The organism is Rhodococcus sp. RDE2, from assembly GCF_020885655.1.
GTDB classification, from domain to species: Bacteria; Actinomycetota; Actinomycetes; order Mycobacteriales; family Mycobacteriaceae; genus Rhodococcus; species Rhodococcus pyridinivorans.
In genome coordinates this window covers 39,586-66,368 of the sequence record NZ_AP025187.1, presented here as the reverse complement: position 1 = coordinate 66,368, position 26,783 = coordinate 39,586, and the positions used below count along the sequence as shown (strand labels likewise).

Annotated in this window: 21 protein-coding genes and 3 pseudogenes; 8 read left to right on the top strand and 16 right to left on the bottom strand. The window is 64.3% G+C overall.

Annotated elements, in window-relative coordinates:
- Window positions 1-71: 71 nt before the first annotated feature.
- The 3 genes from pip to LPH33_RS25475 form a co-directional block, all read right to left on the bottom strand.
- Entirely contained in the window at window positions 72-1,082 is a 1,011-nt protein-coding gene (gene pip / locus LPH33_RS25485; RefSeq protein ID WP_229568725.1) for a prolyl aminopeptidase, read from the bottom strand.
- Between the two features lie 97 nt (window positions 1,083-1,179).
- Entirely contained in the window at window positions 1,180-1,263 is an 84-nt protein-coding gene (locus LPH33_RS25480) for a hypothetical protein (RefSeq protein ID WP_229568779.1), read from the bottom strand.
- A gap of 58 nt (window positions 1,264-1,321) precedes the next feature.
- Entirely contained in the window at window positions 1,322-2,776 is a 1,455-nt protein-coding gene (locus LPH33_RS25475; RefSeq protein ID WP_229568723.1) for a plasmid pRiA4b ORF-3 family protein, read from the bottom strand.
- A 187-nt stretch (window positions 2,777-2,963) separates the two neighbouring features.
- On the opposite strand from LPH33_RS25475, the gene LPH33_RS25470 reads away from it, so the two are divergent.
- Window positions 2,964-4,091, top strand: coding sequence for a hypothetical protein (locus LPH33_RS25470; RefSeq protein ID WP_229568722.1), 1,128 nt, complete (start codon window positions 2,964-2,966; stop codon window positions 4,089-4,091).
- A 122-nt stretch (window positions 4,092-4,213) separates the two neighbouring features.
- Here LPH33_RS25470 and LPH33_RS25465 read toward each other — a convergent pair whose 3' ends face one another.
- The 11 genes and pseudogenes from LPH33_RS25465 to LPH33_RS25410 all read right to left on the bottom strand — a co-directional run bounded on the left by LPH33_RS25465 (window position 4,214) and on the right by LPH33_RS25410 (window position 19,927).
- Complete coding sequence (locus LPH33_RS25465; protein WP_229568720.1) at window positions 4,214-5,107, bottom strand: IS5 family transposase; 894 nt, start codon at window positions 5,105-5,107, stop codon at window positions 4,214-4,216.
- Window positions 5,108-5,294: 187 nt separating this feature from the next.
- Window positions 5,295-6,020, bottom strand: coding sequence for a hypothetical protein (locus LPH33_RS25460; RefSeq protein WP_229568718.1), 726 nt, complete (start codon window positions 6,018-6,020; stop codon window positions 5,295-5,297).
- A gap of 18 nt (window positions 6,021-6,038) precedes the next feature.
- Window positions 6,039-7,079, bottom strand: a complete 1,041-nt coding sequence (locus LPH33_RS25455; RefSeq protein ID WP_229568716.1) for a ComEC/Rec2 family competence protein — start codon at window positions 7,077-7,079, stop codon at window positions 6,039-6,041.
- Between the two features lie 262 nt (window positions 7,080-7,341).
- Window positions 7,342-7,716 (bottom strand): annotated as a pseudogene (locus tag LPH33_RS25450) (transposase); the annotation flags it as partial.
- Window positions 7,717-7,792: 76 nt separating this feature from the next.
- Window positions 7,793-9,040, bottom strand: a complete 1,248-nt coding sequence (locus LPH33_RS25445) for an IS256 family transposase (protein ID WP_229567071.1) — start codon at window positions 9,038-9,040, stop codon at window positions 7,793-7,795.
- Window positions 9,041-9,181: 141 nt separating this feature from the next.
- A pseudogene (locus LPH33_RS25440) lies at window positions 9,182-10,180 on the bottom strand (ISL3 family transposase); the annotation flags it as partial.
- A gap of 163 nt (window positions 10,181-10,343) precedes the next feature.
- Entirely contained in the window at window positions 10,344-11,165 is an 822-nt protein-coding gene (gene istB / locus LPH33_RS25435) for an IS21-like element helper ATPase IstB (protein ID WP_068158116.1), read from the bottom strand.
- Window positions 11,162-12,517: a Mu transposase domain-containing protein gene (locus tag LPH33_RS25430; RefSeq protein ID WP_068158111.1), complete on the bottom strand. Its 1,356-nt coding sequence runs from the start codon at window positions 12,515-12,517 to the stop codon at window positions 11,162-11,164. The genes istB and LPH33_RS25430 overlap by 4 nt, the downstream gene beginning before the upstream one ends.
- 165 nt (window positions 12,518-12,682) lie before the next feature.
- On the bottom strand, window positions 12,683-14,236 hold the full coding sequence (locus tag LPH33_RS25425) for an ISL3 family transposase (protein ID WP_420714504.1): 1,554 nt from the start codon (window positions 14,234-14,236) through the stop codon (window positions 12,683-12,685).
- Between the two features lie 376 nt (window positions 14,237-14,612).
- Window positions 14,613-14,987 carry a hypothetical protein gene (locus tag LPH33_RS27040; RefSeq protein ID WP_420714510.1) on the bottom strand — a complete coding sequence of 125 codons (375 nt, stop codon included), beginning with the start codon at window positions 14,985-14,987 and terminating at the stop codon, window positions 14,613-14,615.
- Window positions 14,988-14,998: 11 nt separating this feature from the next.
- Window positions 14,999-19,927 carry a DEAD/DEAH box helicase gene (locus LPH33_RS25410; RefSeq protein WP_229568714.1) on the bottom strand — a complete coding sequence of 1,643 codons (4,929 nt, stop codon included), beginning with the start codon at window positions 19,925-19,927 and terminating at the stop codon, window positions 14,999-15,001.
- A gap of 275 nt (window positions 19,928-20,202) precedes the next feature.
- Here LPH33_RS25410 and LPH33_RS25405 point away from each other — a divergent pair, with 275 nt between their 5' ends.
- The 3 genes from LPH33_RS25405 (at window position 20,203) to LPH33_RS25395 (ending at window position 22,529) form a co-directional block, all read left to right on the top strand.
- Entirely contained in the window at window positions 20,203-20,808 is a 606-nt protein-coding gene (locus LPH33_RS25405) for a helix-turn-helix domain-containing protein (RefSeq protein WP_229568712.1), read from the top strand.
- Window positions 20,808-21,518, top strand: coding sequence for an RES family NAD+ phosphorylase (locus LPH33_RS25400; protein WP_229568711.1), 711 nt, complete (start codon window positions 20,808-20,810; stop codon window positions 21,516-21,518). The genes LPH33_RS25405 and LPH33_RS25400 overlap by 1 nt, the downstream gene beginning before the upstream one ends.
- A gap of 204 nt (window positions 21,519-21,722) precedes the next feature.
- Window positions 21,723-22,529, top strand: a complete 807-nt coding sequence (locus tag LPH33_RS25395; RefSeq protein WP_039585753.1) for a TIGR02391 family protein — start codon at window positions 21,723-21,725, stop codon at window positions 22,527-22,529.
- Window positions 22,530-22,826: 297 nt separating this feature from the next.
- On the opposite strand, the gene LPH33_RS25390 is transcribed toward LPH33_RS25395, so the two are convergent.
- Window positions 22,827-22,985: a hypothetical protein gene (locus LPH33_RS25390; protein ID WP_229568709.1), complete on the bottom strand. Its 159-nt coding sequence runs from the start codon at window positions 22,983-22,985 to the stop codon at window positions 22,827-22,829.
- Here LPH33_RS25390 and LPH33_RS27035 point away from each other — a divergent pair.
- From LPH33_RS27035 to LPH33_RS25380, 3 genes and pseudogenes are all read left to right on the top strand, one after another.
- Window positions 22,986-23,033 (top strand): annotated as a pseudogene (locus tag LPH33_RS27035) (DUF6412 domain-containing protein); the annotation flags it as partial.
- Between the two features lie 122 nt (window positions 23,034-23,155).
- Window positions 23,156-23,806, top strand: coding sequence for an ABC transporter ATP-binding protein (locus LPH33_RS25385; RefSeq protein WP_229568707.1), 651 nt, complete (start codon window positions 23,156-23,158; stop codon window positions 23,804-23,806).
- On the top strand, window positions 23,800-25,167 hold the full coding sequence (locus tag LPH33_RS25380) for a DUF6297 family protein (protein WP_229568705.1): 1,368 nt from the start codon (window positions 23,800-23,802) through the stop codon (window positions 25,165-25,167). Before LPH33_RS25385 ends, LPH33_RS25380 begins: the two co-directional genes overlap by 7 nt.
- 27 nt (window positions 25,168-25,194) lie before the next feature.
- On the opposite strand, the gene LPH33_RS25375 is transcribed toward LPH33_RS25380, so the two are convergent.
- The gene (locus LPH33_RS25375) at window positions 25,195-26,067 is read right to left on the bottom strand and encodes a tyrosine-type recombinase/integrase (protein WP_420714509.1); all 873 of its coding nucleotides are present in this window, start codon (window positions 26,065-26,067) and stop codon (window positions 25,195-25,197) included.
- 326 nt (window positions 26,068-26,393) lie between these two features.
- Here LPH33_RS25375 and LPH33_RS25370 point away from each other — a divergent pair, with 326 nt between their 5' ends.
- A complete protein-coding gene (locus tag LPH33_RS25370) occupies window positions 26,394-26,768 on the top strand; it encodes a hypothetical protein (protein ID WP_229568701.1) in 375 nt (124 codons plus the stop codon).
- Window positions 26,769-26,783 lie beyond the last annotated feature (15 nt).

The following is a 26,783-nucleotide window of genomic DNA, read 5'->3' as shown; positions in this document are numbered from 1 at the left end:
GGTCAGCGACGGTCGAGACGGACAGCAATAGGTAGGTGGTGCGGCCGTCGGAGGTCTGGTCCCGTGGGTTGTCAGCGACGATGGTTCGAGCGTATGCCTGTCGGGGGATCGATTGCGCGGTGATCTGCGGGGTCCGTTGCAGCGAACGATGTGATCGCGTCGACGAACCGGCTGAGGAAGCTTCCTCCACCGTGGCCGGCGTCGTCGACGACAACGAGATGGCTGCCGTCCCACCGGCGGGAGATTTCCCATGCTGTGTCGAGCGGGCCGGATACGTCGTACCAGCCGTGGACGAGAATCGCGGGGATTCCGGCGAGCCGGTGCATGCCGTGAAACAGTTGGTTCTCGGCCAGGAAACAGTCGTTGCCCCAGTAGTGGGTGACCAGGCGCGCGAACACCATCCGAAAGACGGGATCCTGGTACCTGCGCGAGGGCGTCCATCCGGGAGCCAGCGAGATGTGGGTGTCCTCCCATTCGCACCAGCGCAACGCCGCGTTCTCGCGGACAGCGGCATCGGGATGGGCGAGCAGGCGTGCGTAGGCAGCTGCGAGATTTCCGTCGCGCTCAGCGTCGGGCACCGGTTCGGCGAACCGCTCCCACTCGCGCGGAAAGATCCGCCGCATGTCGCGGGTGATCCACTCGATGTCCCTGCGTCTACCCGAGGTGATCGCCCCCAACGCCATCCCGATCACTCGCTCGGGATGTGTTTGCGCGTAGGCCAATCCGAGAGATACGCCCCAGGACACTCCGGCGACGACCCATCTGTCGATGCCGAGGTGTTCACGAAGACGCTCGATGTCGGCGATGAGATTGCAGGTGGTGTTCGTGGAGAGGTCGATAGCTGGATCGTCGACGCGGGGTGTACTGCGCCCGCAACCACGCTGATCGAACAGCACGGCACGAAACAGACGCGGGTCGAAGTATCTGCGCATGCCCACGGTGCAACCGGATCCCGGGCCTCCATGGAGGTAGACGATCGGAAGACCTGCCGGGTTGCCGATGTTTTCCCAGTACACCGAGTTGTTGTCGGATACTGGCAGGCATCCCGAGTCGTACGGTTCGATCGCTGGGAACAGGTCCATTCCGGCGAGTCTGTTACGGCACATGCACCTACCCAGACCCCATGGTGTGCTGTTGATGGTTGAGGAGGATGAGATATCGGCGCGTCCCACCGTGCCTCTAGCCGCAGTGGCCTGCCTTGGCTGCGGCCAGAGTCTGCTCGAGCAGCACTGCGATGGTCATCGGACCGACCCCGCCCGGCACAGGAGTGATGAGTCGGGCCCGTTCATGCCCGATACCGGACTGCGTGTCGTGGTCGGGGTCAGGGGGTGATGGCGGCGTGGGCGGTGGTGGCCACGGCGGAGTGCAGGCCGGTGGGCCGGCCGTGGCGAGTAGACCCGGCAAGGATGCCGAACACGTCGAGGGTGGGATTGGCGACCGCAGCCGGAGAAAGGGACGCCTTGCCCTGGGTGCGCCAGCCGAGCGCCTGCAGGAGGGCGGCGATCTCGGTGTGCCAGTGCTCGGCGGGAACACCGCCGGCGACCACCGCAGCGGTGATCCAGCCGGCCTGCCGGTCGAAGTCGGTCCTGCCGGCCGGCAGCCGGGAGATGATGTGCCGCCACAACAGCAGCGGTCGGTCCCGGCATCGGCGGGCAACGGCGGTCGGGGTCAGCCGCCCTTTGCGCACCCCGATCAGACCGAGGGCTCGCGCGCTGGCCCGCAACCGGGCTACCGGGACGGTCAGATCCTCACGATTCGCCGCGCCGATCCACCACCGGGTCACGCCGGTCCGGCCGGCGAGGTGCTCGACCAATGTCGGTGGCAGGTAGCCGGCGGCGGTCAGCTGCACCCCGTCGCCAAGCACCTCGAGCAGCAGCCGATACGGCTCGAGCAGCTGCGCGGCCTCCGACTCGCCGACCTCGACCACCGGATGGGTGCTCGCCCGTTCCAGCAGCTGCGTGAGCGTGGGGTCACCGTGGAGTTCGAGTCGGGTGCGTAAGGCGGCGAGCTCCGCGGGCACCGGAACCGGTGAGGCCATCGCTGCGGCGATCGCAGCCGTGGCCTCGGCCGGATCGAACCGGTCGGGATGCCAGTCGAGCGGCAGCCAGTCGCGGGCCTCTACGGCGGTGTCGAACGGTGGAGGGACCGCCATCGGGTCGCAGCCGCCGCGCACCCAGGCCGCCAGGTCGGTGTATCCCCAGATACCGCCGCAGTCCTCGGGTGGGCAGGCCCTGCGGCCGGCGGTGCAGCGCGCCGCGGGGGGTGGTTCGTCGAGGACTGCTTCGACCTGCACCACGTGGCTCCAGCCGTCACCGAAGTCGTAGTCGTACCAGAGGCGATCACCGGAGCCGGTCAGCAGCTGATCGAGCCGCACGGTGTCCTCGAGCACCCCGTCGTCGCCGTCCTCGACGTCGAAGGCGGTCACGAAGTACGGGGACCGGGGATCGCTGCCGGTGCGGAAACGGTGCAGATGGCCGTCGAGCCAACCCATCGCGGCCTGGAGCACCCGGTGCAGTCGGTCGAGGGTCAGATCCCCGGGCAGCTCGAGCCGCCGCCACACCGGCGGCTTGGCGCCGAGCAGATCCACCCGGACCCGCACACCCCGGACCCGGTCCGGAATCGCCCCGACGACCGGGTCCGGGGTGCGCAGCAGCTCGTCGAGCCACCCCCGGGCGCCATCGGCCCGGATCGCGTCCACCACGGCCTGTTGCTGCTGCGGGGTCAACGCGGCGATCAGCTGTTCGGCGCGCCGCTGTGCATCATCCGAAGTCGCCACGATCACCAGTGAACCACCGGCCGTGCCCACATCCCCCACCGACCCGGTGCCGACAGATCTCGGCACTGCCTGTGTCGGCACCGACAAGACAGCGCAGCCAAACCAGGGAAGAAGAAAGGAGCCCCAGGTCGCTTACTCTAGGCAGAGGCGGCACTGGGGCGTTCGCGAACGACGATAGCATCTTTTCGTGACTGACGCTGTGACTGCCTCCACACGAGACGAGCTCGTTTCGCTACTCACCATCGAGCGGCTTGCCCCGTATCTTCGTGAGAGCGACGGCAACATCGACCTCGCCCTCGACCTGTATTCGTGGAATGCGGCGATCGCCGCCGCAAGCATGGAAGTAGTCGCATACATCGAGGTCATGCTGCGCAACGCCGTCGATCGTGAGCTCTCGAGATATGCACACGAGGAACAGCGCAAGCTTCCGTGGTTCCTGGTGCCGTCCATCACCGGAGACTCGCACGACGCAATCAGCAAGAGCATCGAGGCCACTCGAACCCGACTTCGGGGACTCAGCGCACACCGGGACTCCCGCGACCAGATCATTGCCGGTCTGTCATTCGGGTTTTGGACGGAATTGTTCGGATCGAAGCACGAAGACCTATGGCGAGCCGCACTCAGCAACGCTCTACCCGGAACACCGGCAGGAAGACGGAAGAACGTCACCGCCAAGCTCGAGCGATTGCGCCCCTTCCGGAACCGGCTCGCCCATCACGATTCCCTGCTCTCCCAGGATGTCCTGTTCCAACTCGAGGAAATGCTCACGCTCGCGGAGTGGATGAGCCCTGGTGCTCGAACATGGCTCGAACGCCACGAGAAGGTCAGCGACCTCTATCGGCAGCGCCCTGTCACCCCGATCGACACCCTCGTAGTCCCCGCGACCGAAGCGTGGCATCTGTACGAGAACAACGGCATCTACATCTGTCCGGCCGGACGGAACTTCCGACCGAGCAAATACTTGGCTTTCTACGCGAACAAGGAGATCAAGCCGACTATCGCACAAATCCTCTACCACAGAGACAACGTCGAATGGACCACTACCGAAGCCGCCCGCCTGTCGACCCTGGCAGGTGACGCAAACAAGAACGACCGAAAGATCGCAGCCGCAATCACTGCCAGCCGAGCTGCAGGCTGGACGGGTGGGCGTTATCAGATCTTCCTGCTGAGCCGGATCGGAGACCCCAGGACCATCGAGCTCAAAGCTGCTATCCCGCATCTCCACAGCGGACGTGGATCAGCGTTCGTGCAACGTCATCGTTATGTCTCGCATCATTCGCTCCAGTCAGCGAAGGACACCTCAGATGTGAAGTGAGCATTGGAGATCGCAAGGACAAAGGCGGCTACCCTCTCGCTCCATCAGCGTCGATACGCCATGGGTCATCGGGTGCGTATGCGGCCAGGAGGCGCTAGGGCGTGTTTCAAAAGGTCGCTGTCTCATAGCCACTGACTGATTGCGGCGATCTGGACGGTGGCCAGATACCGCACCGCGAGTTTGTCGTAGCGGGTGGCCACCGCCCGGAACTGCTTGAGTTGGTTGATGCCGCATTCGACGGCATGCCGCTGCCGGTAGACGGTGCGGTCGAAGGCCGGTGGTCGCCCACCATCGGAGCCGCGATTGCGGCGGTGCGCGAGCTGATCGGACGGGATCGCAATGGTGGCCCTGATTCCACGTTGGCGCAGGTAGTCCCGGTTCGCTCGGGAGCTGTAGGCCTTGTCGGCCAGTACCCGATCCGGTCGCGTGCGCGCCCGGCCGGCACCGGACCGCGGTACCCGGATCGCGTCCAACACGGCGGTGAACTGCGGACTGTCCCCGTGTTGCCCGGCTGTGAGTACCAGCGCGAGCGGACGTCGGTGCTGTTCGCAGGCCAGATGCAGCTTCGTCGTCCATCCACCTCGTGAGCGACCCAACGCGTGGTCGGCCGGTTCGAGCGTGACACCACCAGGTGGTTCGACCTGCTCGCTGCCGTGGCGGCGGGCGCCGGCGGCGTGCTGATGCGCCCGCATGATCGTCGAGTCGACACTGACGTCCCAGGCGATCTGGTCGACGGCGTCGGCGATGGTCTGCAACCGGGTCAGCACGTGTGCCCAGGTGCCGTCGCGTTGCCAGCGGCGGAACAGCCCGTACACGGTTTGCCAGGGGCCGTAGCGGCGCGGGACGTCCCGCCATGGGGCACCGACGCGGATGCGCCAGCGGATCCCGTCGATGAGCTGGCGTTTCGGCCACTTCGGTGGACGGCCGGTCTTCTTGACGCGGGGCAGCAGCGGAGCCAGACGCGCCCATTGCGCGTCGGTGAGGTCCGCTCGCCCCGGTACCGCTACGCTGGGCACGAGGTCTCCGGGATATTCGGGTTTTGCTTGGTCGCTAAACCCAGATACCGGAGGCCTCACTCATTCCCCGACTGCGACACCACTTCCTGCAGAAAACCGGTTCAAGATCACTTTTGAAACATGCCCTAGCGGTCGAACGGACACCACAACGGCTGCCGAGCCTGCTCAGCGGTGAGCGGATCGTCGATCAGGGACTGACGATATGAGCATGTTTTAGTAGCTCGTCGGCGTAAGAATCGGCGCCGCGTCGAACCCAGGCGGGGGTAAAGACGAACGCGAAAAACAGAATGTACGCGAGCGACCCAAGGAGCGTCCCGATGGGCGTGGCAAGACCGAAGTCGATCGCACCGTGGAGGATTAAAGCGATGGCGACGATTGATCCGAGAAAGATGATCGAGGCGACGGTGTAAGCGAGTTTGCGGAGTCCATATACGTTGCGCCGGAAGCAGTATCCGATCAGATCGTTCTTGAGCTTCGCGTATGTGTCCTTGTCCTGGGTGCGAGCGATCAGCACGCGAACAGCCGCTTCGTAGATCTGGTCTGCCTGATCTGGATCTGTGCTCTCCTGTTCCAAAGTGGGGAGTGCGATGTCCGGACCGACGATCGCTTGCAATGACTGGTGAAGGTGGCGATGGATGATCAGGTTGTCGGCGGTTGCCCATCTGAGTTGTTGAGTAGTGGGGGGACCGCCCCACTTCTCCCAAAGGGCGCTTTCCGCTTGTTTGCCCGCGTCTCTACCTAGGTGTTTCGCGATTACCGACAGTGCAAGTACCAGAGGTACCGGAAGTAATGTCCACCAGCTCTTCTCTGAGAAAATTGCGGGGACGAGGAGCACAGCACACAGGTATACCGGGGCGAGCGCAATGACCACCGGTAGTGTGTGGCTCCTGAAGTCGAAGGTGTCGTACGACATGAGTTTCGGAGTTTCCGTCTAGTCGTTGTCTTCGACGAGCGGAGGAAGGGCATCGATCCTTGACCATCCGGGGCGAACGGTGTCGTGGCTGAGGCAGACTGTTCGTCCCTCAGTGGCAACGACGTATCCGCCTCTCCGCGAAAGTGCGTTTACCACTTTCGGAGAGGGGTGCTTCGGTGATGCCTTGGCGGAGCTGATGGGTGCTTGGAAGGCGCCAAAAGGACTCTCAGGTGTGCCGACAATACGGTTGAGGATAGACGGGGCAAGATTCCGCCGACTTCCGTGATGAGGTGCTTGGAGCACGGTCAATGGGTAGAGCTCGAAGGACCCGATGGCCCGTTCGTATTCGTCTGCGGCGGCGGTCATCGCGTGTATGCCAGCATCGCCGGTGAAGAGTATGCGCCGATCGTCGACGGTAAGCAGAACGATCGCGGACGAGTTGTTCCGAGGACTGGTCTCTCCGTCTTCGCCCAACGTCTCGATTGGTAGCGACGGCAGTACCGTTGCGAGTAAGTCTCGGCCTTTGCTCAGCAGCGAGGCTGCCAAGGAAGACCGAGACGCGGAGATGCCCAGCTTCATGTCCAGGAGGTGCTCGGCCAACAAGTCCTCGTAGTAGTCCTCGCTAGGGCCAAGGATCTGGAGTTGGTCCCCCCACCGGGACAGTTTGGTAAACGGTTCCGAGATAGTGACTTGACGCTTTTCGGCAACAGCGATGAGATCGTCGACCGCTTCTAGGTTGCTGAAGTCTGAGACGTTACGCGCGTGATCACGAGGTCGATGGATTAGAAGTTCACCCACTTCCAGCGTTTCAACGACGTGCTTGAGTCCGTTGAGGTGATCGGCATCGGGGTGGGTCGAGACCATGATGTCGACGCGGTCGGTGCCATAGTAAGTTCGGATATGCTCGACGATCTTTTCGCCGGTCGCGCCGAATCCTCCGTCAATGACGAGGACCACTGTTCGCCCATCATTCAGGGTGAGCTGAGCGGTGATCGCGTCGCCGCTTTTCGAACCTTCTCCTGATTCGCTCTCCACTGGAAGGAAATCGATCTCATACACCGCGGTGACCACCTCCTGTCGACGCTCGTCGCCGGACCCACCGCACCGTCGATTGCGCAGTAGGTTGGATTGGGCTCGACGGCAGATAGACCATGCACCATCAACAGTCCCCACTCCTGTCCGGCTCCCGGAGATGGATCCGGGGCATCGACACCTGGAAACTACATCGTGGGTCTGACAGATCCTCCAGCTGTCACATCTCATATTCGCCCTTCTGATGTGAGCAGGGTCGTTGCAAGCTCAAGAAACGGGCTCTTCGCAGTTAGCAGTGGTACTGGTGCCGGCTGGGTGCGACCCGACGTGACCGTCGAGTGCAGGCCCACCGTACCCGGCGGCGTTGGTTCTCCGGGGTACGGAATCCGAACGCGATGCGGCCGACGTGCTTGACGATGCGGTTGTAGCCTTCACTGCGCGCATTCGACAGGCCGGAGGTGATCGCCAGGATCATCGGTTCCTGCCACGCCGAGATGGTCGTCGCCAGCTTGCCGATCTCCGGGACCCGGCACGCCGCGCAGAACGTGTAGAACCGGTGCAGCGCATCTCGGATCTCGTATCGCAGACCACCACGGTCGGTGCAGCGCAACACATCGCGCAGCAGTTCCTTCGCTATCCATGCGGCGGCGATGTCCCCGTGCGGGTGATAGTGCCCCGTGGAGTGGTGGACTTCGGATCGGCTCGCGGTATGCGCGGTGATCAACGAGTCGCGGTGAATACTATGCTGTTTCGCTCGAGCCGGTCAACGACAACGCTGGTTCGGTAGCGTGCTGCTTGGCGGCGATCACCGCACGGAGCTCGTCCATGCTCACATCCGAGACATACCGGCGGGTGACCTGCCACTCGTCGTGCTGCTCGATGACCACCGCTGTCGCCAACCGTAGGAATGCCGCCGGGTTCGGAAAGATCTCCACAACATCGGCCCGACGCTTGATTTCCTTGTTCAACCGCTCGATCGGATTGTTGGACCAGATCTTCTGCCAATGAGCCTTCGGAAACGCCGTGAACGCCAACACATCGTGCTTGGCGGCCTCCATCAACGCCGCGACCTTCGGAAACGACCCGGAGAAGGTGTCGGTGACCTGATCCCACTGCGCGGCGACCTCGACCGGATCGGTGTGCGCGAAGATCGTCTTGACCGCCGCCATCACCGGCGGCACATGCTTGGCCGCCACAGCTGCTCGGATGTTGCGCATGAAATGCACCCGGCACCGCTGCCACGACGAGCCCGCGAACTGCTGCATCACCGCAGCTTTGAGCCCACTATGGGCGTCGGAGATCACCAGATGCACCCCCGACAGACCCCGGGCCTTGAGGCTGGTGAGGAACTCACGCCAGAATTCGAAGGATTCACTGTCGCCGACCGCGGTGCCCAACACCTCGCGGGTACCGTCGATCGACACCCCGGTCGCGACCACCAGCGCCTGCGAGACCACGTGTGCACCGACCCGAACCTTGCAGAACGTCGCGTCGAGGAAGACGTACGGAAAGCTCGTGTGCGTCAGCGTGCGCTCCCGGAACCGGGCGATCTCGGCATCAAGGCCGGCGCAGATCCGTGACACCTCCGACTTCGAGATCCCGGATCCGACACCCAACGCGCCGACCAGGTCGTCGACGCTGCGGGTCGATACGCCGTGCACATACGCTTCCATCACCACCGCATACAGCGCCTTGTCGATCCGGCGGCGGCGTTCCAGCAGCGACGGGAAGAACGATCCTGACCGTAGTTTGGGGATCTTGACCTCCACATCGCCGCTGGTGGTGGCCACGGTCTTCGTTCGATGTCCGTTGCGGTGCGTTATCCGGGTGTCGGTGCGTTCGTAGCGGCCGGCACCGAGCTTGTCGGTGGCCTCGGCTTCGATCAGAGCCTGCAGGCCGGTGCGGATCAGTTCGGCGAACACGCTGGCGCTGTCGGCGCCGGTGAGCGCGTCGAGCTGGGCGAGCAGTGCAGAATGGTCGTGGGTCATCGCGTGGCTGCTTTCTGTGAGTCACTGTGAGAGGTAACTCGTTGATCACTACGCGATGGCCCACCCGCAGAGCGGGAACGACACGCCGCGGACCTGGACCGATGCCCTCAGCCGATTCCCACCACTCCCCGGGACTTACCCGTGCGGGTCGGCGGAGGTCAGCTTCTCGAACAGTGTCGATCGTTGCTCATCGGTTAGGCGCTCCGCGGCCCGCAGCAGCCGTCGTCGATTGATCCATTCGACATCGCTCTTGCGGCCGCGCCGACCCCGCTCGGCCTGGGTGACCCTGCGCCGGACGGTATCGACCATCTCGTTGGCCTTCTTGACCAGGTGGAACCGGTCCACCACCAGTTGTGCGTGCGGCAGTGCCTCGCGCACCGCCTTCGCATACACCGACGACATGTCGATCGCGACATGGGTGATCTGCGCCTTCCATGCCTCGTCGCGGGCGTCGAACCAGTCGATCACCACGGCGGAGGTGCGTCCGTTGACCTGCGCCAGCAACCCTTGATCGCCGGTCAGGTCGACCAGTCCGGTGTCCCACCGGTCCACCCATCTCCGTTCCCCGGTCTCGGGGCAAGTTTCCCATTTCGCCTTCCCGCGTCGGGTCTCATCGATCCCGAGGACGACCACCGGTTCGGGTTCGTCGCCAGGGCGGCGTCGGCGACCACGACGAGGTGGCCGTGGACGGTGTGCCAGGCGCACCCGTAGTCGCCGGCGACCGCGGACACCGACCGGTCCCCGTCGAGGACCGCCTCGACCAGCAGCGCCTTCGCTCGGGGCGTGACCCGCGCCCGGGACGGCACCCCCGGCGTCGACTCGGTGAACACCTTACGGGCACAGGAGGTATTGGTGCACAACCATTTCCGTTTCCGCCACACCAACAGCGGACGGTCGGGTCCGACCTGCACATCCCGCGGTCTGGTGGTGACCCAACCCTTCGAACGCGTGGACTTCTGCCCGCACTCCGGACAGACCCCGACCCATTCGGGTGCCGTCGCGATCTGCACGATCCGGCTGCCCTCGACCGTGCGCTGCACCGATTCGACGATGACGCCGTCGAGATCGAGCAGCAATGAACTACCGTGGTGCATGCCCGCGTTCCTTGCTGTCCTGGATGCCTGAGAACACCCAGCTCACAAGGGCGCGGGCCCTTTTTCAATCACCGACACGGCAACGGGGTCGATCGACACCCGCCCCTACCAAGTGCGAAGAGCCAAGAAACGTGGGCGGAATTCGAGCTGATGAGGCTCAGCGAAGGTGCTCGCTTGTGCTCGTCGAAAGTGCCCACTCGTGGGCGGGTTCACTGTAGCGGTTGCCGGGTGCCGGTGGTGGCTTGACGGAGCTTTTCCGACCGGGCGTGGTGATCACGCAGCCGGTAGGAATCCCCGTCGAGGTTGAGTACCACCGATCGGTGCAGAAGCCGGTCGAGCATCGCGGCGGCGACGGTCGTATCGCCGAGGACCTCACCCCACTCTCCGACACCCCGGTTGGTGGTGATGATGATCGAGGTCTTCAGATAGCGTTGCGCGACAACCTGAAACAGTGCGGAGGCGGCCTCGCCGGGCAGGGGTAGGTAGCCGAGTTCGTCGATCACCAGCAGCGTCGGGCCGGCGTAGAACCGCATCGTCGTCGCCCACCGGCCTTCGATCGCAGCGCGATGGCAGCGGGCGGCCAGATCGGCGGCGGTGGTGAAGTAGGTGCGATAACCGGCATGCGCGGCCGCCCGCGCCAAGCCCACCGACAGGTGGGTCTTTCCGACCCCCGGCGGCCCGATGAGCAGGACGTTCGTCGCGGTTTCGAGGAACCGGCAGGTGCCCAACTCGGCGATCAATGCCCGATCGAGGCCGGGGGCGGCGTCGAAGTCGAAGTCCTCGAGACAGGCCGGGGTGGGCAGGCACGCGAACCGCAACCGCCCGGCGAGGCGGCGGGCTTCGGTGGCGTCGACCTCGATCGACAGCAGCTGTTCGAGCGCTGCGGTCATCGACAGACCGTCCTTCTGGGCTCGGTCGAGCACCGACGGCAGCGCTTCGGCAGCGTCGTGCAACTTGAGCGTCGCCAAGTGTCCTCGCAGACGCTGATAAAGACTTGCCGAGGTCGCGGTGGTGTCGGGGGTGGTGGTCATACGAGGGTGTTCCTTCCGCGGGCTGCGCGCTCGTAGGCGGCCAGGTCGACCACCGTCGATCGCGGTGTCGTCGACGGTGGGTGGCGGTCCGTGGTGTTGGTGCGCAATGCTGCTGCCGCAGTGAGCGCCTCGGGTCCGGGTGGGATGCGTTCTTTGCGGCGGTGCGGTCGGCCTCCGGCCGCGGCACCGGCCATCGCGGCCTGTTCAAGGGCGTGAACGTGGCCGTGATCGCGCACCACGGCGCCGGCCCCGTCCGGCGCCAACCGGTGGCGGGCGACGGTGATCTGCGAGGCGGTGACGATGTCGATCACCTCGTCGCCGAGCTGCCGGGTGACGGTGACCTGCGCTGCGGCCAGTTCCGGGGGCACCGAGTAGCGGTTGCCGCGGTAGGCCACCAACGCCTGCCTCGAGACGGTGCGCGGTTCGCTGAGCACCACCGGATACGGACTGCTCGGCATCGACGTCAACGGTTCCCGGTCGGCGACGGTGCGCACCGGGGCCTTGCCGTCGGCGGTGGCCCGCATCCGGGCATCGGCGCGTCGACTACAGAATTTGTCCACGCTCGCCTGGGCCTGCTCGACGGTGAGCTCGTCCGCCACGGTGCGCCACCATCGCTGGGCCGCAGTGTGATTGGACTTCTCGACGACACCCTTGCGATTGCCGGACCGCGGTGGGCAGATCGCCACCAACACGCCGTAATACTTGGCGACCCCGGCGAAGGAGGCAGTGACTTTTCCGCTGTCGGGGTAACAGACCGTCGACATTCGATCGAATCGCCAGGTGTGGGTCAGGCCGCCGAGTTTTCGGCAGATCCGGTCGAGGCCGTCGATCAGATGCGGCTGGGTCATGGCCGGGGCGAGCACCCCGCGCCACCGACCCGAATGCGCGAGCGATCCGACCAGCAGATATGCGGTCTTGCCCCAGCCCCACGAGGCGGGTGGGTTCGGCAGCTCGACCCAGTCCCACTGGGTTTCCGCCCCCGCCGGATGGTCGATGACCGCGTTGGGGCGGTCGGTCGCGCACGCGCAGGCTTGGCAGACGGGCCGGAGCTTGCGTTGCCGGATCTGGCGGGTCAGCGTCTGATACGAGGCGGTGTAGCCGAGGTCTTCGAGTTCGTCGCACAAGGTCCGTGCCCACAGATGCGGATCCTCGGTCAGACGAGCGGTGACGTAGTCGACGAACGGTTCGAACGGATCCTCACCAGCGGGTTTACGGATGCCGGGGGTGGTGGTGCCGTTCAGATAGTTGCGGATCGTGCGCCGGTTTCGGCCGGTGTGCCGGGCGATCGCCGAGATCGTCCAGCCTCGTTTGTGCAGTGCGTGGATCTCCACGTCTTCCTCCCATGTCAACATGAGAAAGCGGTCTCCTTCGGGGTGCTGGTGCGTGGTCAGAGACCACCAGCATCGAAGGAGACCCGCCCTCATCGGCGGAGCCACACGGGTGAGCACTTTCGGTGAGCAGGTCTGAGCAGGATCAAGGATCTGGCGCACTTTGTGTGAAGGCACTGCCGCGCTGCATCATTCGAGGTGGATAACGCGTTTCCGCAGCAGGTCCAGGTTCGCCCGCCCGTACATCTGCCGTTTGAGCATCTTGATCCGGTTCACATGGCCCTCGACCGGACCGGAGTTGTGCACGAGCGTCAGACCGGCAGTGACCGCCTCAAGGTCTCGGCGTAACCCGGTGACGAACGACCGAAGCGCAGGTGATCCGGTGGCATCGACATCGGTCATCCACTCCGTGAGATCGTGTCCACGACGTTCGACCATGATCCCGGCGAAACAACGAATGTGCTCACGCACGGTCGCCAGTGCAGGACTGCGTTCACAGATCTCTGTGAGGAGCTGACTGTCCTTGTCGGCGAGGTCGTCCGGCCGGCAGGTCAGCCACATGGTGACCTGCCGGATGCTCGGCGTCCGCGATAGAGTCGGACGGGCTCGTTCTGCTGTCCGAAGCGGCTGAAGAAACCGGCGGACGGTCTGCGCGCTGCCCCGATAGCCGCGTTCGGTGATCTCCCGGGTCAGCTGCGCAGCATCGGTGCATCCGGCGGCGAAGCGTTCCCGTAAGTAGGGCTCATACCCAGTGAGCAGCGTCGCTCCGGACATTCGGCTGGTGGCCAACAACTCGTCGATGTCGGGTGCGTGGACGAAACGACGCACGGTCCTGCGATTGAGATTCAGCTTCCTAGCAATGCCCGAAATCGACATTCCCTGGGTGTGCAGCTCATGTACGGCCGCGTGGCGTTCGCAGGTCCGGACCACCAATCTGCCGTCGGGCGCCTCGGCGATGACCGCGTCGTCGCCGAGGCGGTCGGTCGGCGCAGAAAGTTCTTTCCTGTGCCGGATCACGGTCTTCTCCACGGCGCCGATCAGGTTGCGCCACAGGTGCCATCGGTCGGCGACCTGCACCGCATCGGGTGCCCCGATGCGGACGGCGTCGGCGTAGGCACCGGCCCTGTCCCGGCACACGATCTCGGCCCCGGGATGGGCCTGCAGCCAGGTCGAGACGGTGTCGCTGGTTCGATCGGGCAGCAGATCAATCGGTCGGCCCGAGGTCAGATCCACGACGACGGTTCCGTAGACGTGGCCACGGCGCAGCGCGAAGTCGTCGATCCCCAGGATCGGTGTGGTCTCGATCGGCCGATCTGGGATCGCCCGCACGACACGCAACAGCGTGTCCCTGCTGACGTGTATCCCGAGTCGGGCGGCGAGGCGGGCACCGGCGCGGCCGGCCACCGCCAGTCCGATCGCCTCGATCATCGTGTCGAGCACTGTCGTCCGTCGAGCCCAGCGCTGCGTCAGTCCTGGTACCTGCTCGGCGAATGTCGTTGCATCACAGCTGTCGTAGTCGCAAAAGAATCTGCGGACGACAAGATCGAGGATGACCGGATGTGCGCCTATCGCCGTGTCTGCGGGGCGGCGCCGATAGCGTGAGTGCACCCGGCGCGACGCAGTGCCGCACTTCGGGCACCACCCCTCGTTGCCTCGTGGATGCGCCGTGATCCGGATCGTGGAATCGGTCCGGTGAACGGCGTCGATGACGATGTTGTTCAGGTGCGGTAGGAGGGATGTCAGGGTCGCGAGGTCACACCGAAATGATCTTGGTGCATCGTTGATACTCGCTGATCAGCGGTATGTCGTCGCCTTCACGCAAAGTGCGCCAGATCCAGGATCAAAGAGCGCCATCAGAGCTCCGGAAGCTCGCCAGGGATTGGGTCGGGCTTGGTCTCTAGCCCCACGGCGAAACCGCTGCGGTGTAGACAGTCTCGATGCGTAAGTGAGTGGTAGACGGTCACAGCACGGTAGCGTCTGAGCAGAGACATCCGCATGAAGACACTTGGGAGCGCAATCCCACACCGAACGTTACGCGCTGTGGACACAAAAGGTCAGTCACAACTCCTCCATCACTGCCATCAGTTCGTCGAGCAGGGCGTCGGCGCGGTCTTCGATCTCATGCGAAAGCATCGGCGAGATCTTCGAGGTCCTTGTAGTCACGGCGGCGGGCGGCGGTGCCGCGTTCGTAGTAGGACTGATCTAGCACGATGTCCGGTTCGACCTGTAGGTCGGTGACATCGCTGTTGTCCGGGGCGCGCACCGGCAGTGTCGTCCGGATCGGCGCGGACCCGGACAGGTGTGCCCGCACCAGGGTCGACACCGACTGCGGAGTCATCGCTTGGGCGTGCGGCAGGTGGCCCCAGCGGTCGATGGGACATAGCACGACCGGGTCGACCTGCTGGTGAACAACGCGGGAGCCGAGAACCTCGGACCGAGGCGGACCACCGTCGACGGGTTCGAGTTCCATCTCGGCACGAACGTCCTCGGCCATTTCGCCCAAGATCACGCGAGTGAGTCAACGATCTTCATTGTTTCGACCGCCACGGTGGTCACCCGCTTAATCAGGTCCACGATGTAAGTGGGCTCGTCGTGCTCATCGCACCAGTCGTTCGGGTCGTTGACGATCCCTGAGGCTTTATCGGTTTTGACCTGGTATCGATCGATGATCCACGCCAACGCCGACCGAGAACCGAGCATGTAGCGGTCAGCGTCCTCAGGGATGCCGGTAATCGTGACCTTCGGGTTGTAGACGATGGTGGTGCGGTCGTCGACGTTCTTTCCGGTCTCGGGATCCTTCTTCTTGCCCCACTTGAGCTTCGACACCCGCCATGTTTCACGGTCCTCTGTAGAAGCCCCCTTCTTGAGTTGCACGTACAGGTCGTATGGCTGCACCGTCTCGTAGTTCACATGCAAATCCGCCAGCCTGCTGCCAGCCGTGACGAGCTGCTCGAACCGTTCCCGAGACTCGGGCGTCGGGATGTGGGGGAGCATCTTCTTCAGATCCGCAGCATAGGCTTCTCGGTAGGCAGGGTCGTGAAGCACGCCATACACATAGAAGAAGATGTCGTCCTTGGTGATCTGATCACCGATCGCACTACGGTAGTGGGCGAGAATGCCGTCGGTAATGTTGTCGACCTGCCTGTAGCCGTACTCATCAACGTCATTGTCGCCGACCGAAGCAAAGTCCAGCTCACCGTGGGCCGGTTCGACCTTGTCGTATGTCCAGCGGGCGAAGAACTGGCCGCCGCTACCTGCGCCGGTGACGTGTCGGTTTGGCACGAGATCTGTCATGATCGCCGAGAACGGGACCTCTGATCCACTGCCAACCACGTAGAAGCCGATGTTCCTGTGATGTGGGGTTGGAAACATCGACGGAAGTTGATAGACGCGGCAGTTGACGTCGCGATCAAAGCAGACAACTTGGCGGTTGAAGGGCCTGTAGATTCCTTCGCGAATGGAATCAGGATCAAATGACATGCGTTTGCCGGAAGGGAGGCCGTCCTGCAGTCCGCCGCCCCAACTGATCTTTTTCGGATCGGCGTCGATAAAGCCACCGATATGCTTCTTTCGATCAGCTCCGGTGATCCGGTTTGTCTGGCAGTAGTCTGCGAACCGATCTGCTTCTCGATTATAGAAGTCCATCATTCGCCGGACGTTTACTTCGAGCGCACCCCGGCTTAGGTTGTATACCCAGGGGTCTCGCGCAGTCAACAGTCCGCCAGAGTATTCGTTGAATACGCGCTGTCCGCCGGACTTATCACCAATCGCCGGCCAGGTCTCGAACTTGTCGCTGCGCTGGTCTACCCACTCGCCGTAGGTGTTCGGGGTGATTGGCTCCCAATTGAGGCTGGGGAGGGTGCTGCCATCGACAGTGCGGAGTTTGTCCTCGCGGGTAAGGTAGTCGCCGATATCTCGATAGAAGATCTCGCACGGTCCGGTGTGAGCAGGATTTTTGATACCGATGAAAATGGCGACGGTGTTGCGGCTGCCGGAACCGAAGATCTTGCCGCCTTCCTTCCGGGAGAGCTCGCCCGCGGTGCGTTGGTTGCCGCGCAGGTTGTAGACATAGATCCGCGAGTACTCGTCGGCGAGAGACAGGCGGATACCGTCGGCGGTGTTGCCTTTGATCCATCCGCCATTGGATACGAAGGCGACGATACCGGTGTCACCAATTCGGTCGGTCGCCCACCGGAACGCGCGCAGATAAGAGTCGTAGAGGCTGTTCTTGAGCTGTGCGGTAGAGCGTTTCGCGTAGGTGTCGGCAATCCGTTTGTCCAATGTGGGGTAGGAGACGTTTGCATTGAGGTCATTCGCGGAGGTCTGGCCGACACTGTAGGGCGGATTGCCGATCACCACGTTGATAGGGGTCGCGTTCTGCCGGACGATGCGCTCGTTGTTCTGCGGGAACATCACCGCGTCGAGGCTGTCGCCGTCCTCGGTGATCTGGAAGGTATCGGCGAGAACGATCCCTTCGAACGGCTTATAGGTGGCGGGGCTGTCTCCACTGGTCAGGGCATGGAAAGTGGTTTCGATATTGACCGCAGCGATGTAGTAGGCGAGCAGCATGATCTCGTTGGCATGCAACTCGCTCGCATACTTGCGGGCCAGATCTTCCGGCCGGATAAGTCCGGACTGCAGCAGCCGGGTCATGAACGTGCCAGTGCCGGTGAACGGATCGAGGATGTGCACACCCGCGTCTGTGAGGCCACGGCCGAAGGCATCACGGGAGGCGTGATCGGCGGCGCGGAGGATGAAGTCGACGACCTGCACGGGGGTGTAGACGATACCCAACGCTTCGGATTGCTTCTTGAAGCCAAGGCGGAAGAACTTCTCGTAGAGTTCAGCGATGACCTGCTGTTTTCCTTCCGCAGTAGTGACCTCCGAGGCACGGAGGCGCACTGAGTCATAGAAGCTGTCGAGCTTGTGGGTTTCGGCTTCGAGCCCGGAGTCCCCGAGCCGATCGATCATCGTCTGCATGACCTTCGAGACGGGGTTGTGGGAGGCGAAGTCGTGGCCGGCGAACAGGGCGTCGAAGACCGGTTTGGTGATCAGATGCTGGGACAGCATGCTGATCGCGTCGTTTTCGGTGATCGAGTCGTTGAGGTTGTCGCGCAGGCCTTGCAGAAACTGCGCGAACGCGTCCTTTATCTCAGTGTTGGCGCTGGCAAGGAGGGCGCGGATGCGAGTGATTTGGGCGGTGGCGATGTCGGCGACATCGGCGGCCCAGTCCTCCCAGTAGGCGCGGGTGCCGACCTTGTCGACGATCTTGGCGTAGATCGCTTCCTGCCACTCCGATAGGGAGAACAACGCCATCTGCTGCGCAAGCTGCCCACCGTCCGGCGAACCGTCGGTGGGGACGTCGGTGCCGGCGCCGTCGGTCAGGGTCTCACCGGCGTCGGTGGTGGGGCCGATGTGTCCGCCGAGGAGCCGGTCGGTGCCTTGGCCGGTCTTGACGACGTCGCTATGGGTGTTGAGGGCGATGGAGTTGACCATCGCGTTGAACCGGTCGTCGTGCGCGCGTAGGGCGTTGAGGACCTGCCAGACGACTTTGAAGCGGCGGTTATCGGAGAGTGATTGGGAGGGTGCGACGCCGGCGGGAACGGCGACGGGAAGGATGATGTAGCCGTAGTCCTTGCCGGGGTTCAGACGCATCACCCGCCCGACTGACTGCACCACATCCACCACGGAGTTGCGGGGGTGCATGAACAGCACCGCATCCAGCGCCGGAACGTCGACACCTTCGGACAGACACCGAGCGTTCGACAGGATGCGGCATTCCCCGTCGGGGACGGGGGCTTTGAGCCAGGCGAGTTCCTTGTTGCGTTCGAGGGCGTTGAAGGTGCCGTCGACGTGGTGGACCTCGCAGCGCAGATCCCGGTTGGTGTCGTCGATGCGGTGCCCGTCGTTCTCGCCCGAGTCGAGCAGGTCTCGGTAGGAGTCGACCACCGAGGGGAACACGTCGGCGAGTTGGGTGGAGGCGGCGATGTCCTTGGCGAATGCCACCGCCCGGCGCATCGGCGCCTCACCTGGCGTAAAGCTGGCGCCGTCGGGGGTCTGACCGGCGCGTTTCGCGAGGCCGTTCCAGCAGCCGATGATCCGCGAGGCGTCGTCGAGGCGCAGCTCGGAGTGATCCCCTGACAGTTGTTCCTGCAGTGGACCAGCCATGACCGATTCGTCGACGGTGAGGACGATGACCTTGTAGTCGGTGAGCAGGCCGCGGTCGACGGCCTCGCCGAAGGACAGGCGGTGGAACTCCGGCCCGAAGAGGGTCTCGTCGTCCATCGAGTACAGCTCGGCGGAGTGTTCGTCGGCCTTGTCCTTGACCTTGTCGTCGAAGATCCGCGGGGTCGCGGTCATGTACAACCGACGGGAGGATTTGAGGTAGTCGCCGTCGTGCACGCGCACGAAGTTCGACTCGTCCGCCCCGGCGGCGGTGGCGCCGGTGGTGCGGTGCGCTTCGTCGCAGATCACCAGGTCGAACGGGTCGACTCCGTTTTTCTGGGCTTCGGCGACCACGGGCAGGGATTGGTAGGTGGTGAACACCACCGTCAGGCCCTTGGCGCGTTTGCGGTGCTCCATCTCTGTGGCCAGCACCGCGGGGTCGGTGGTGACGGGGATGGCCACGTCGTGCACTGCGATGTCTTCGGCGGCGCGGGAGACCTTGGTATCGGAGCACACCGCGAACGCCCGCAGGTCCAGTTGTGTCTGCGCGGTCCACCCCCTCAAGGTTTGCGAGAGCAGTGAGATGGAGGGGACGGCGAACAGGATCCGGGCCGAGCCGCCCTGCTCGGCGGCGGTGCGTTCGGCGATCTTCAATGCCGTGAAAGTCTTGCCGGTACCGCAGGCCATGACGAGCTTGCCGCGTTCGTTGCCGGCGGCGAACCCGGTGAAGACCTTCTCGATCGCCTCGATCTGGTGCGAGCGCGGCTCGTGCCGGACGGCTTCGGCGAGGCTGACTTCGGGGATCCCGTCGGTCCAGTCCTCGATGTTCCACTCGATGGGGGATTCGGCGATCTCCGCCAATCCGATTCGCTGCACCGGGATCGACTGATCTTCGAGGGCGGCTTCGGCGTGTTTTCCCCACCGGTCGGTGGTGGAGATGATGATCCGGTTGGTGAACGGCTTCTTCCCTGAGGCGGTGAAGAACGAGTCGATATCGCCCTTGCTCAGCGTCGAGGTCGGCTCGTAGAACTTGCACTGGATCGCCGTGTACGCGCCGGTGTCGCGTTCGCGGGCGACCAGGTCGATGCCGGTGTCGGGTTTGCCGTCCCGGCCGGGCCAGTCCATCCACCGCCATACCTGGTCATACTGCTGGGAAAGCATCGGGTCGAGCTGGAAGTAGCGGACCATGAGCTGCTCGAAGCGGGTGCCGCGTTCTGAGTTCGACGGGGCCTTGCGGAACGCCTCGATCACCTCGTGTACCGATGCCACAGTCTCCCCTTGTCCTCAGTCGATCCGGTCACCGGATTCGTCGTCCTGCTCGCGGGATGACGTTACCGAGCCTCACGTTGGGCCCGTCTCCTCGCTACCCCCTTCCCGAGAGCAGGGGCGCATTACCCGCATATCCCGCGTATCATGGAAACTGTAGTGAGTTCCGAGGAGGACACATGCCGATCCCTAGCACGCGGCGCAATGCCAGCACCGGAGCCTATGTCCTACTCACAGCCTGCACCGCACCGGAGCAAGACCTTGGGGGCACGAGGTCCGTGTCCACCCCGGCAACAACCGAGGTGCGCATACAGCTCTGCGATCACATACCGGCAAGCGAGAATCCCGCTGACCGAGGTCGCGACCTGCCCGAACCGGTGGCCGAAGCGGTGAGTTCTGCGCTGCGGCATCTCGCCGATGCCTTATCAGGTATCGACACCCACCCCCGCGATGCCGAGGTTCAGGACAGTTGGGGGCCCGTGATCGACGTCGAGGAGGCCCAAACGCTTGAACGCGAGAACCTGCACCTGCAGGCCCGTCAACGGCGAGAGCAGCTCACCGCCTCGTTCAGTCGCGCCGAGGTGGCCGAGATGCTCGACGTCTCGACGCAGACGATCTCGGACATGCGCGTGCAGAACCGGCTGATCGGACTGAGGGACGGGCGGGAATGGCGGTTTCCTGCCTGGCAGTTCACCCCCGACGACGCCGAACCGGTCCTGCCGGACCTGGCCCGGCTCGTGCGCGAGTTTCCCGGCGGCGTGGTGAGCCTGTCGCGGTGGATGACCCGCCCGAATGTCGATTTCGACGGCCGCACCCCCCAGCAGGAGATGCTGCGTGATCGCGAGCATGTGTTCGCGGTGATCAATGCTCTGACGGCGGCTTGATGGCGCGTCCGCTACCCAGTCCCGTCCGTCCGCTGCCCCGCGCAGATTTCCGGTGGACCTGGGCTCCGGAGTCGACCGGTGCCCAGCGTCCCTGGTTCCGGGTCTATCACCAGGCCTCCCACACCCCGGACGGGGTCACCTTCCGCTCCTACGGCCCGTTGCATCGCTTCGACCACCACACACCACCGTTTCGAGCCCCGGCGCTCGATCCCGCCGGACGTTCGGTGCTGTATGTGGGCGAAGATCTGGCGACCGCCGCATGCGAAGTGTTCGGCCAGGCCGGGGTCGCACCGCTGTGTTCGCGGAGACGAATCAGCCAGGTCGTCCCGACCCGCGAGGTGCAGACCTATGCGATGGACACCCCCGGGGCGGCGATGGCGCTCGGGGCGTTGCCTGCCTTGGCCGACGCCGACCTGCCTCGCGAACGCACCCAGGAGTGGGCGCGGGCGATCTACGAGGATCAACCGGCCGGGGAGAAGATCGAGGGAATCCGGTACCGCACCGCCTACTACGGCGGCACCTCACTGGTGCTGTGGGACTGCCCCGACGCGGTCGCCGTGGCACGAGACGCGGCCGGCCAACCTTTGGACCTGCCGCTCGTGCATGACGCCGTGCGCCTTCGACTGGTGAAAGAGCTACTTCCTCTGAACATCCCGGTGACTCTGATCGCCGACACCAGCTGCCGAGAGTGCGTTGCTGATCCTCTCTGACTTCAAGGTGACGCTAACGACATACCCGGCTTCACCGGACTTACCGCCCTCTCCACAAGCTGTGCGGTCTGTGACCGCACAGCACCCGAGCGACGAAGTGGCGGCAGGGTGGGCACGACCTGACCGACCCCGAAGGTCCCGCCGGGTCGAGCAACGTATCCACGATGCCGCCAGCGCACCGACAGAGTTGACACACTATGAGCCGTGAACTCAGAGATTCCCCCGTTTCCGGCCGGCACCGTCGAGACGGTCAGCAAGGTTGTCGGCGACCTGTACAGCGGAAGCGAACTCACCGTCCTTTGCGCGGAGGTACCCCTCAGAGACGACCCAGGTGAAGGCGTCACAAAATGGCGGCGTCTCGCTCACGCCGTCAGCAGCAATCAAGCGAAGAATCAGAACGGCAACGCCCTGGTCAAACTCATCACCGTCGCGATGCGGCCCGACCGGACGATGACACGAAAAGCGCAGGCAGACGTCGCTCGCGACCAGCTGACGCAGGTGTTGTCTTTGGTGGGGATGCGGGTGCGGGACGACGGAAAAGTGGCCCGATCTCCTCTGGCCCGAACCGATACCGAAGCATTGGACCGAACCGAGCATCTCCGCAGCCTGCTTGTCCGCAGGCAGACCCACGAAGCAGTCTTGACGTATTGCCGTCCGGATCTACTGAGGACTGACTTCTACGAAGCTGTATTTGAAGCGATCAAGGGCTTGGGCAGCAGGATTCGCCAACTCTCGCAGAGCGATGGAGACGGTTACGCACTCATCGACGCAACGATGTGCGGCAAGGCCCCGGTGCTGGCCATCAATAGCCTGAGTACCCGAACAGAGCGAGACGAACAACTCGGCATCGCGAACCTTGCCAAGGGACTCTTCAGTGCCTTTCGGAATCCCGTGGCCCATGAGCCCCGCCTTGAGTGGCAAATGTCCGAACAGGACGCCCTCGACGTCCTTGGAACTCTCTCCATGATTCATCGTCGGTTGGATCGAGCAACGGTCCGAGAGATGCGCTGACAGCAACGGCGTTCGTTCAAGGAGTGGTCCAGAGAAATCTGCAGTCACCTGGCTGCTTTTACCTACAGCCCGATCCTGACGTTGCAGCGCCTGCGCGGGACTGGCGGATGCGCAACAGGCCCGAGGGATATCTGTTCGTGGAGACTCGCCGACGCATCCGATCAGTTCCGTTGCCAGTCCAATAGACTGGCGGGCGTGTGTTACGGGTGGAGGAACGGGGCAACGGTAGCGTTTTTCGTCCTGTCCTGGCTCGTCGCTGCGGCCGTGCCGGTCGCAGCGATGTCCACCGGCGACAGTTCAGCGTTGCTGGCGGGCCTGCTGATTGCAGTTGTTGCCGTCGCAGCGCTCGTGCTCGTCACCTGTGCCGACGATCCGCTGTTCTGCTTCGGACGCAGCGTCCGCGGTCCGACGAGCGAGGAACAACGCCGACGCGGCGAACTCCGCCGCCACTCTCATCCCGACACCGCGGGTCGGCCCCGCCCGCGAGCACCCGGGTCCCAGTAACGGGGACCCGCACGCAACCTGTCCTGCCGACCTCGGCGGGGCGTGGACCCGAACGAGGTCACTGCTGCACGGTCCCATCCTCATATGTCTTGTTCCTCGAGGATGACCGGAGACCCCTTTTCATGCCCATCGCTGATCGGCACGGCGTACCGGCCGTGTCCATTCGCAATGCCCACCGTTCGTTCGGTGACCTGCCTGTTCTGACCGGCGTCGACTTCGATGTCGCCCCCGGCCGATGCTGCGCCGTCGTCGGTGCGAACGGAGCCGGCAAGTCGACCCTGTTGAGATGCGTCGTCGGCGCAGACCGACTCGACTCCGGTGTCATCGACATCGACGGCACACCCGTGGACGAGACGTCCCGGGCCTTCCGGCGCAAGGTCGCCGCGGTACTTGGCGATGTGCCCACCTTCGCCCACCTCACAGCCCACGAACACCTGCAAATCGTCGCAACCGGCCACGGGGTGCCCGACCCGTTCGACGCGGCGACACAGGCATTGGACGAGGTCGACCTGCTCGCGGTCAGAGACCGGCTCCCGGTGACATTCTCGAGCGGGCAGCGTCGCCGGTTGGCGTTGGCCTCAGCGTTCGTCCGGCCCCGCACGCTACTGGTTCTCGACGAACCCGAACAACACCTCGACACCGCCGGTCGCAGCTGGCTCGCAGCTGTCCTCGCGTCCGAGAAACAATCGGGCCGAACCGTGCTGATGGTCTCGCACGATGCGGAATTGGTGGACGCGGTCGCCGATCAGGTCGTGGAGGCCGACTCATGGTGATCACCGACAACCTTCCTTCCGTCCGGTCGATCCGCACCCTGATCCGGCGCTTCGAACGACGCCACGCACCGGCCACCGGTCGGGCAGCGACCCTCGTGCTGGGGGCGCTGGGCCTGTACGTCGGTGCCGGCCTGCTGTGGTGGCTGTTCACACTGCCGCCGACCGTGCTCACCGCCTCGAGTGTCCTGGTCACCGGACAGCGGTGGACCTCGACGTGGGGATGGGCCGTCGCCGCGGCCGCGGTCGCAGCCGGGGCCGCGGCCGGGCGGGCCGTGGGGCCGGTGACCCTCAGTGCAGAGCTCGGCTTCTGGGTGAGCTCGACACTGCTCGACCGCGGCGCTCTGGTGCGCAGCCGGGTGGTTGTCGTACTCGGCTGCGGCGCCCTGGTCGGTGCGCTGACCGGACGCATCGCAGCGTTCGCCGCGGAGTTGACGGTGTGGTTTGCGTTCACCGTCTTGACGACGCTGACCGGAGTCGTCGTCGTTGCGCTCTGCGTTCTCGTCCAGTGCCGACTGCTCGCCCCCGGCACTGTGACCATCCTGAGCCGGATCTGCGCCCTGGGATCGGTAGCGGCGGTGTGCACGGCGACAGCCGGAGTCGATGTTGCGCTGCCGACCGGCTGGTGGCCCGTCGCCGCAGTCGGGGCACTGGCCGCCACTCTGGCAGTCGTCGCCGTGCGGTCGTGCCACAGGATCGCAGCAGCAGACCTGGCAGCCGGAGCCGACACCACGGTGGCCGTATCCGCGTCGGCCACCGCCTTGGACATCTCGGTGCTGCTCGGCGCGCTCGAGCACGCATCGTGGCGACGCATCGGACGCCGACGCACCCGCGCCCTCTCCGGTGGGCTTGCCTGGGCGCTGATCCGATCCGATGTGCTCCGTCACCTCCGCAGACCGGTCTCTCTGTTGCTGGCGTTCTGTGCCATCGGAGCGGCGGGTATTGCACCGATGGTGACGACACCACCGGCGGTGGCCGTGCTGTACCTCGCCGCGGTCTTCATCGTGGCGATGATCTTCAGTGCGGGGCTCCGGGATGTCCTGCGCGACCGCGATTTCGGTGCCGTGCTCGGTGTCGACGACCGGCAGATACGGTGGCCGCTCACCGTCGTGCCGGGTGTGGCCGCGGCACTGGCGGCCATATCTATGACACTCCTGACCGATAGCACGGTCACAACGTTGGCGATCGGCCTAGTCGGGGGCTGCGCGGCCGCGTACCGGGTACGCACCCGACCGTCGATCCGGTACGACGGTTTGATCCTGGAAACCGCCGTGGGACAAATCCCGGTCGATCTGCTCCGGCAATGGCTTCGCGGACCGGAGGTGCTGCTCGTCGCGGCGTGGCTGGCTGCGCTATTCAGTTGAACGCTGATGTCGGAATTTCGGTTCAGCTCACCAGGGGTGTTCCTCGCTGGTCAGGACCGGTACGCCGAGATCGACAGGACTCTCGGCCTGCGTCGTGCTCCTTTGTTGCATCCGGTCCACACTGACCAGCTTCGCTGCGGCGGCTTTGAGGCTGACGCGTAGTCCTTCGACCTCGCCGGTCCAGCCGTTGGCCTGCGCTTCGTCGATACGATCGCGCAGATTCGCAGTGATCTCGGCCAGTCGGCGTCGAGCACGCGGATCCACCGGGAGACTGGGACATCGAATGCAGGCATGCTCGTGCTTGCACGGGGTGCCGTAGGGGCGGCCGCAGGTACCGAGTTCGAGTTTGCGCAGTTCGAAATGCTGCTGGAAGTCGCGCCATTCCTCGTCGGTGGGTTCGCGGTATTCGGCGACCGGGCGCACCGCACGGCGGGCATCGAGGAACGAGCGGTAGGAGCGGACCAACTCGTCGTCGAATACCGCCATGTAGGCCTGAGTGGTGTTGAGGTTCTTGTGCCCCAATAGCCGACCGATGATGTGGACGGGCAGCACGCCGGTGACCGCCTCGGTGGCGAACATCCGACGGAAGTCATGTGGGGTGCAGTGCGGCGGGTTGCCGGTAGCGTCGGTCAGGCCCGATCGCGCCACGGTCTGGGTGAGCCAGGTCTGCACTGTGGTGGTGGCCGGCACCACCCATTTCCAGCCCACACGGTGCTGAAACAGATGCGGCAGAGGTGGACCGGCGACACGTTCGTGCGGATCGTAACGGGCGCTGAGAGGAACGGTGCCCCCGTTCTGGGCGCGCAGACATGTGATCATCGAGGCCAGCACACTGGCCAGTTCCGGACTGACGAGCAACAGACGCTCCTCGTGGCTTTTCGACGGCACGATCTGCAGCATCGGCACCAACTCGCCCGTGTCGGGAAGGGTGTAGGAGACCAATCCCAAGTGAGAGATCTCGAGGAGTTCCTCGACCCGGACACCGTTGTGCCGCAACGTCTCGATGCTTGCCCACGCCCAGAACGCATCGGATTCGGTCTTGTCGACATCGATCACCTCCCACTGACCACATCCTCGATGCGACGAGGCGGCGAGGGCAGCCGTCGCCTGCGTGCAGTGGTGAAGTACCGAGGAAGCACACGCCGATAGCTGCGCCCGGCATAGTCGATCGTTGCCCTCACGGGTGCGGCGTCGACTGCCGCCAGCAACGCTGCTTGCTCGCGTCGGTGACGATCAGCGGTGTCGAGCAGGATCGGCAGATGCGGCAGGCGCTCGCGGACACGTTGGTGCATCTCGGCGGTGGTAGTGCGGCGGGCCTTCGTCTGTCCGCCGACAGATCTTTGTCCAGAAGCTCATATCATCACAACATGCCAACTGGACCAGCACACGAACGCATTGTTAATGAGGTCGTCAATGGAGAGGTAGTCGCGCAGCAGGTGTTTCCGTGCAGGTGCATGCAGGGTGAGGACCACCTAGCCGACGATTCGTCGTGGGGCGACGAGGACGACTCCCACCCCGAGTCCAGCTTCGCTGGCGCCGAGGAAATTTGGCTTTCTAGCGGGATGGATGAGGATTACGACTTCCGATCCGCCAACTACTGAGCGTCATACTCCCGG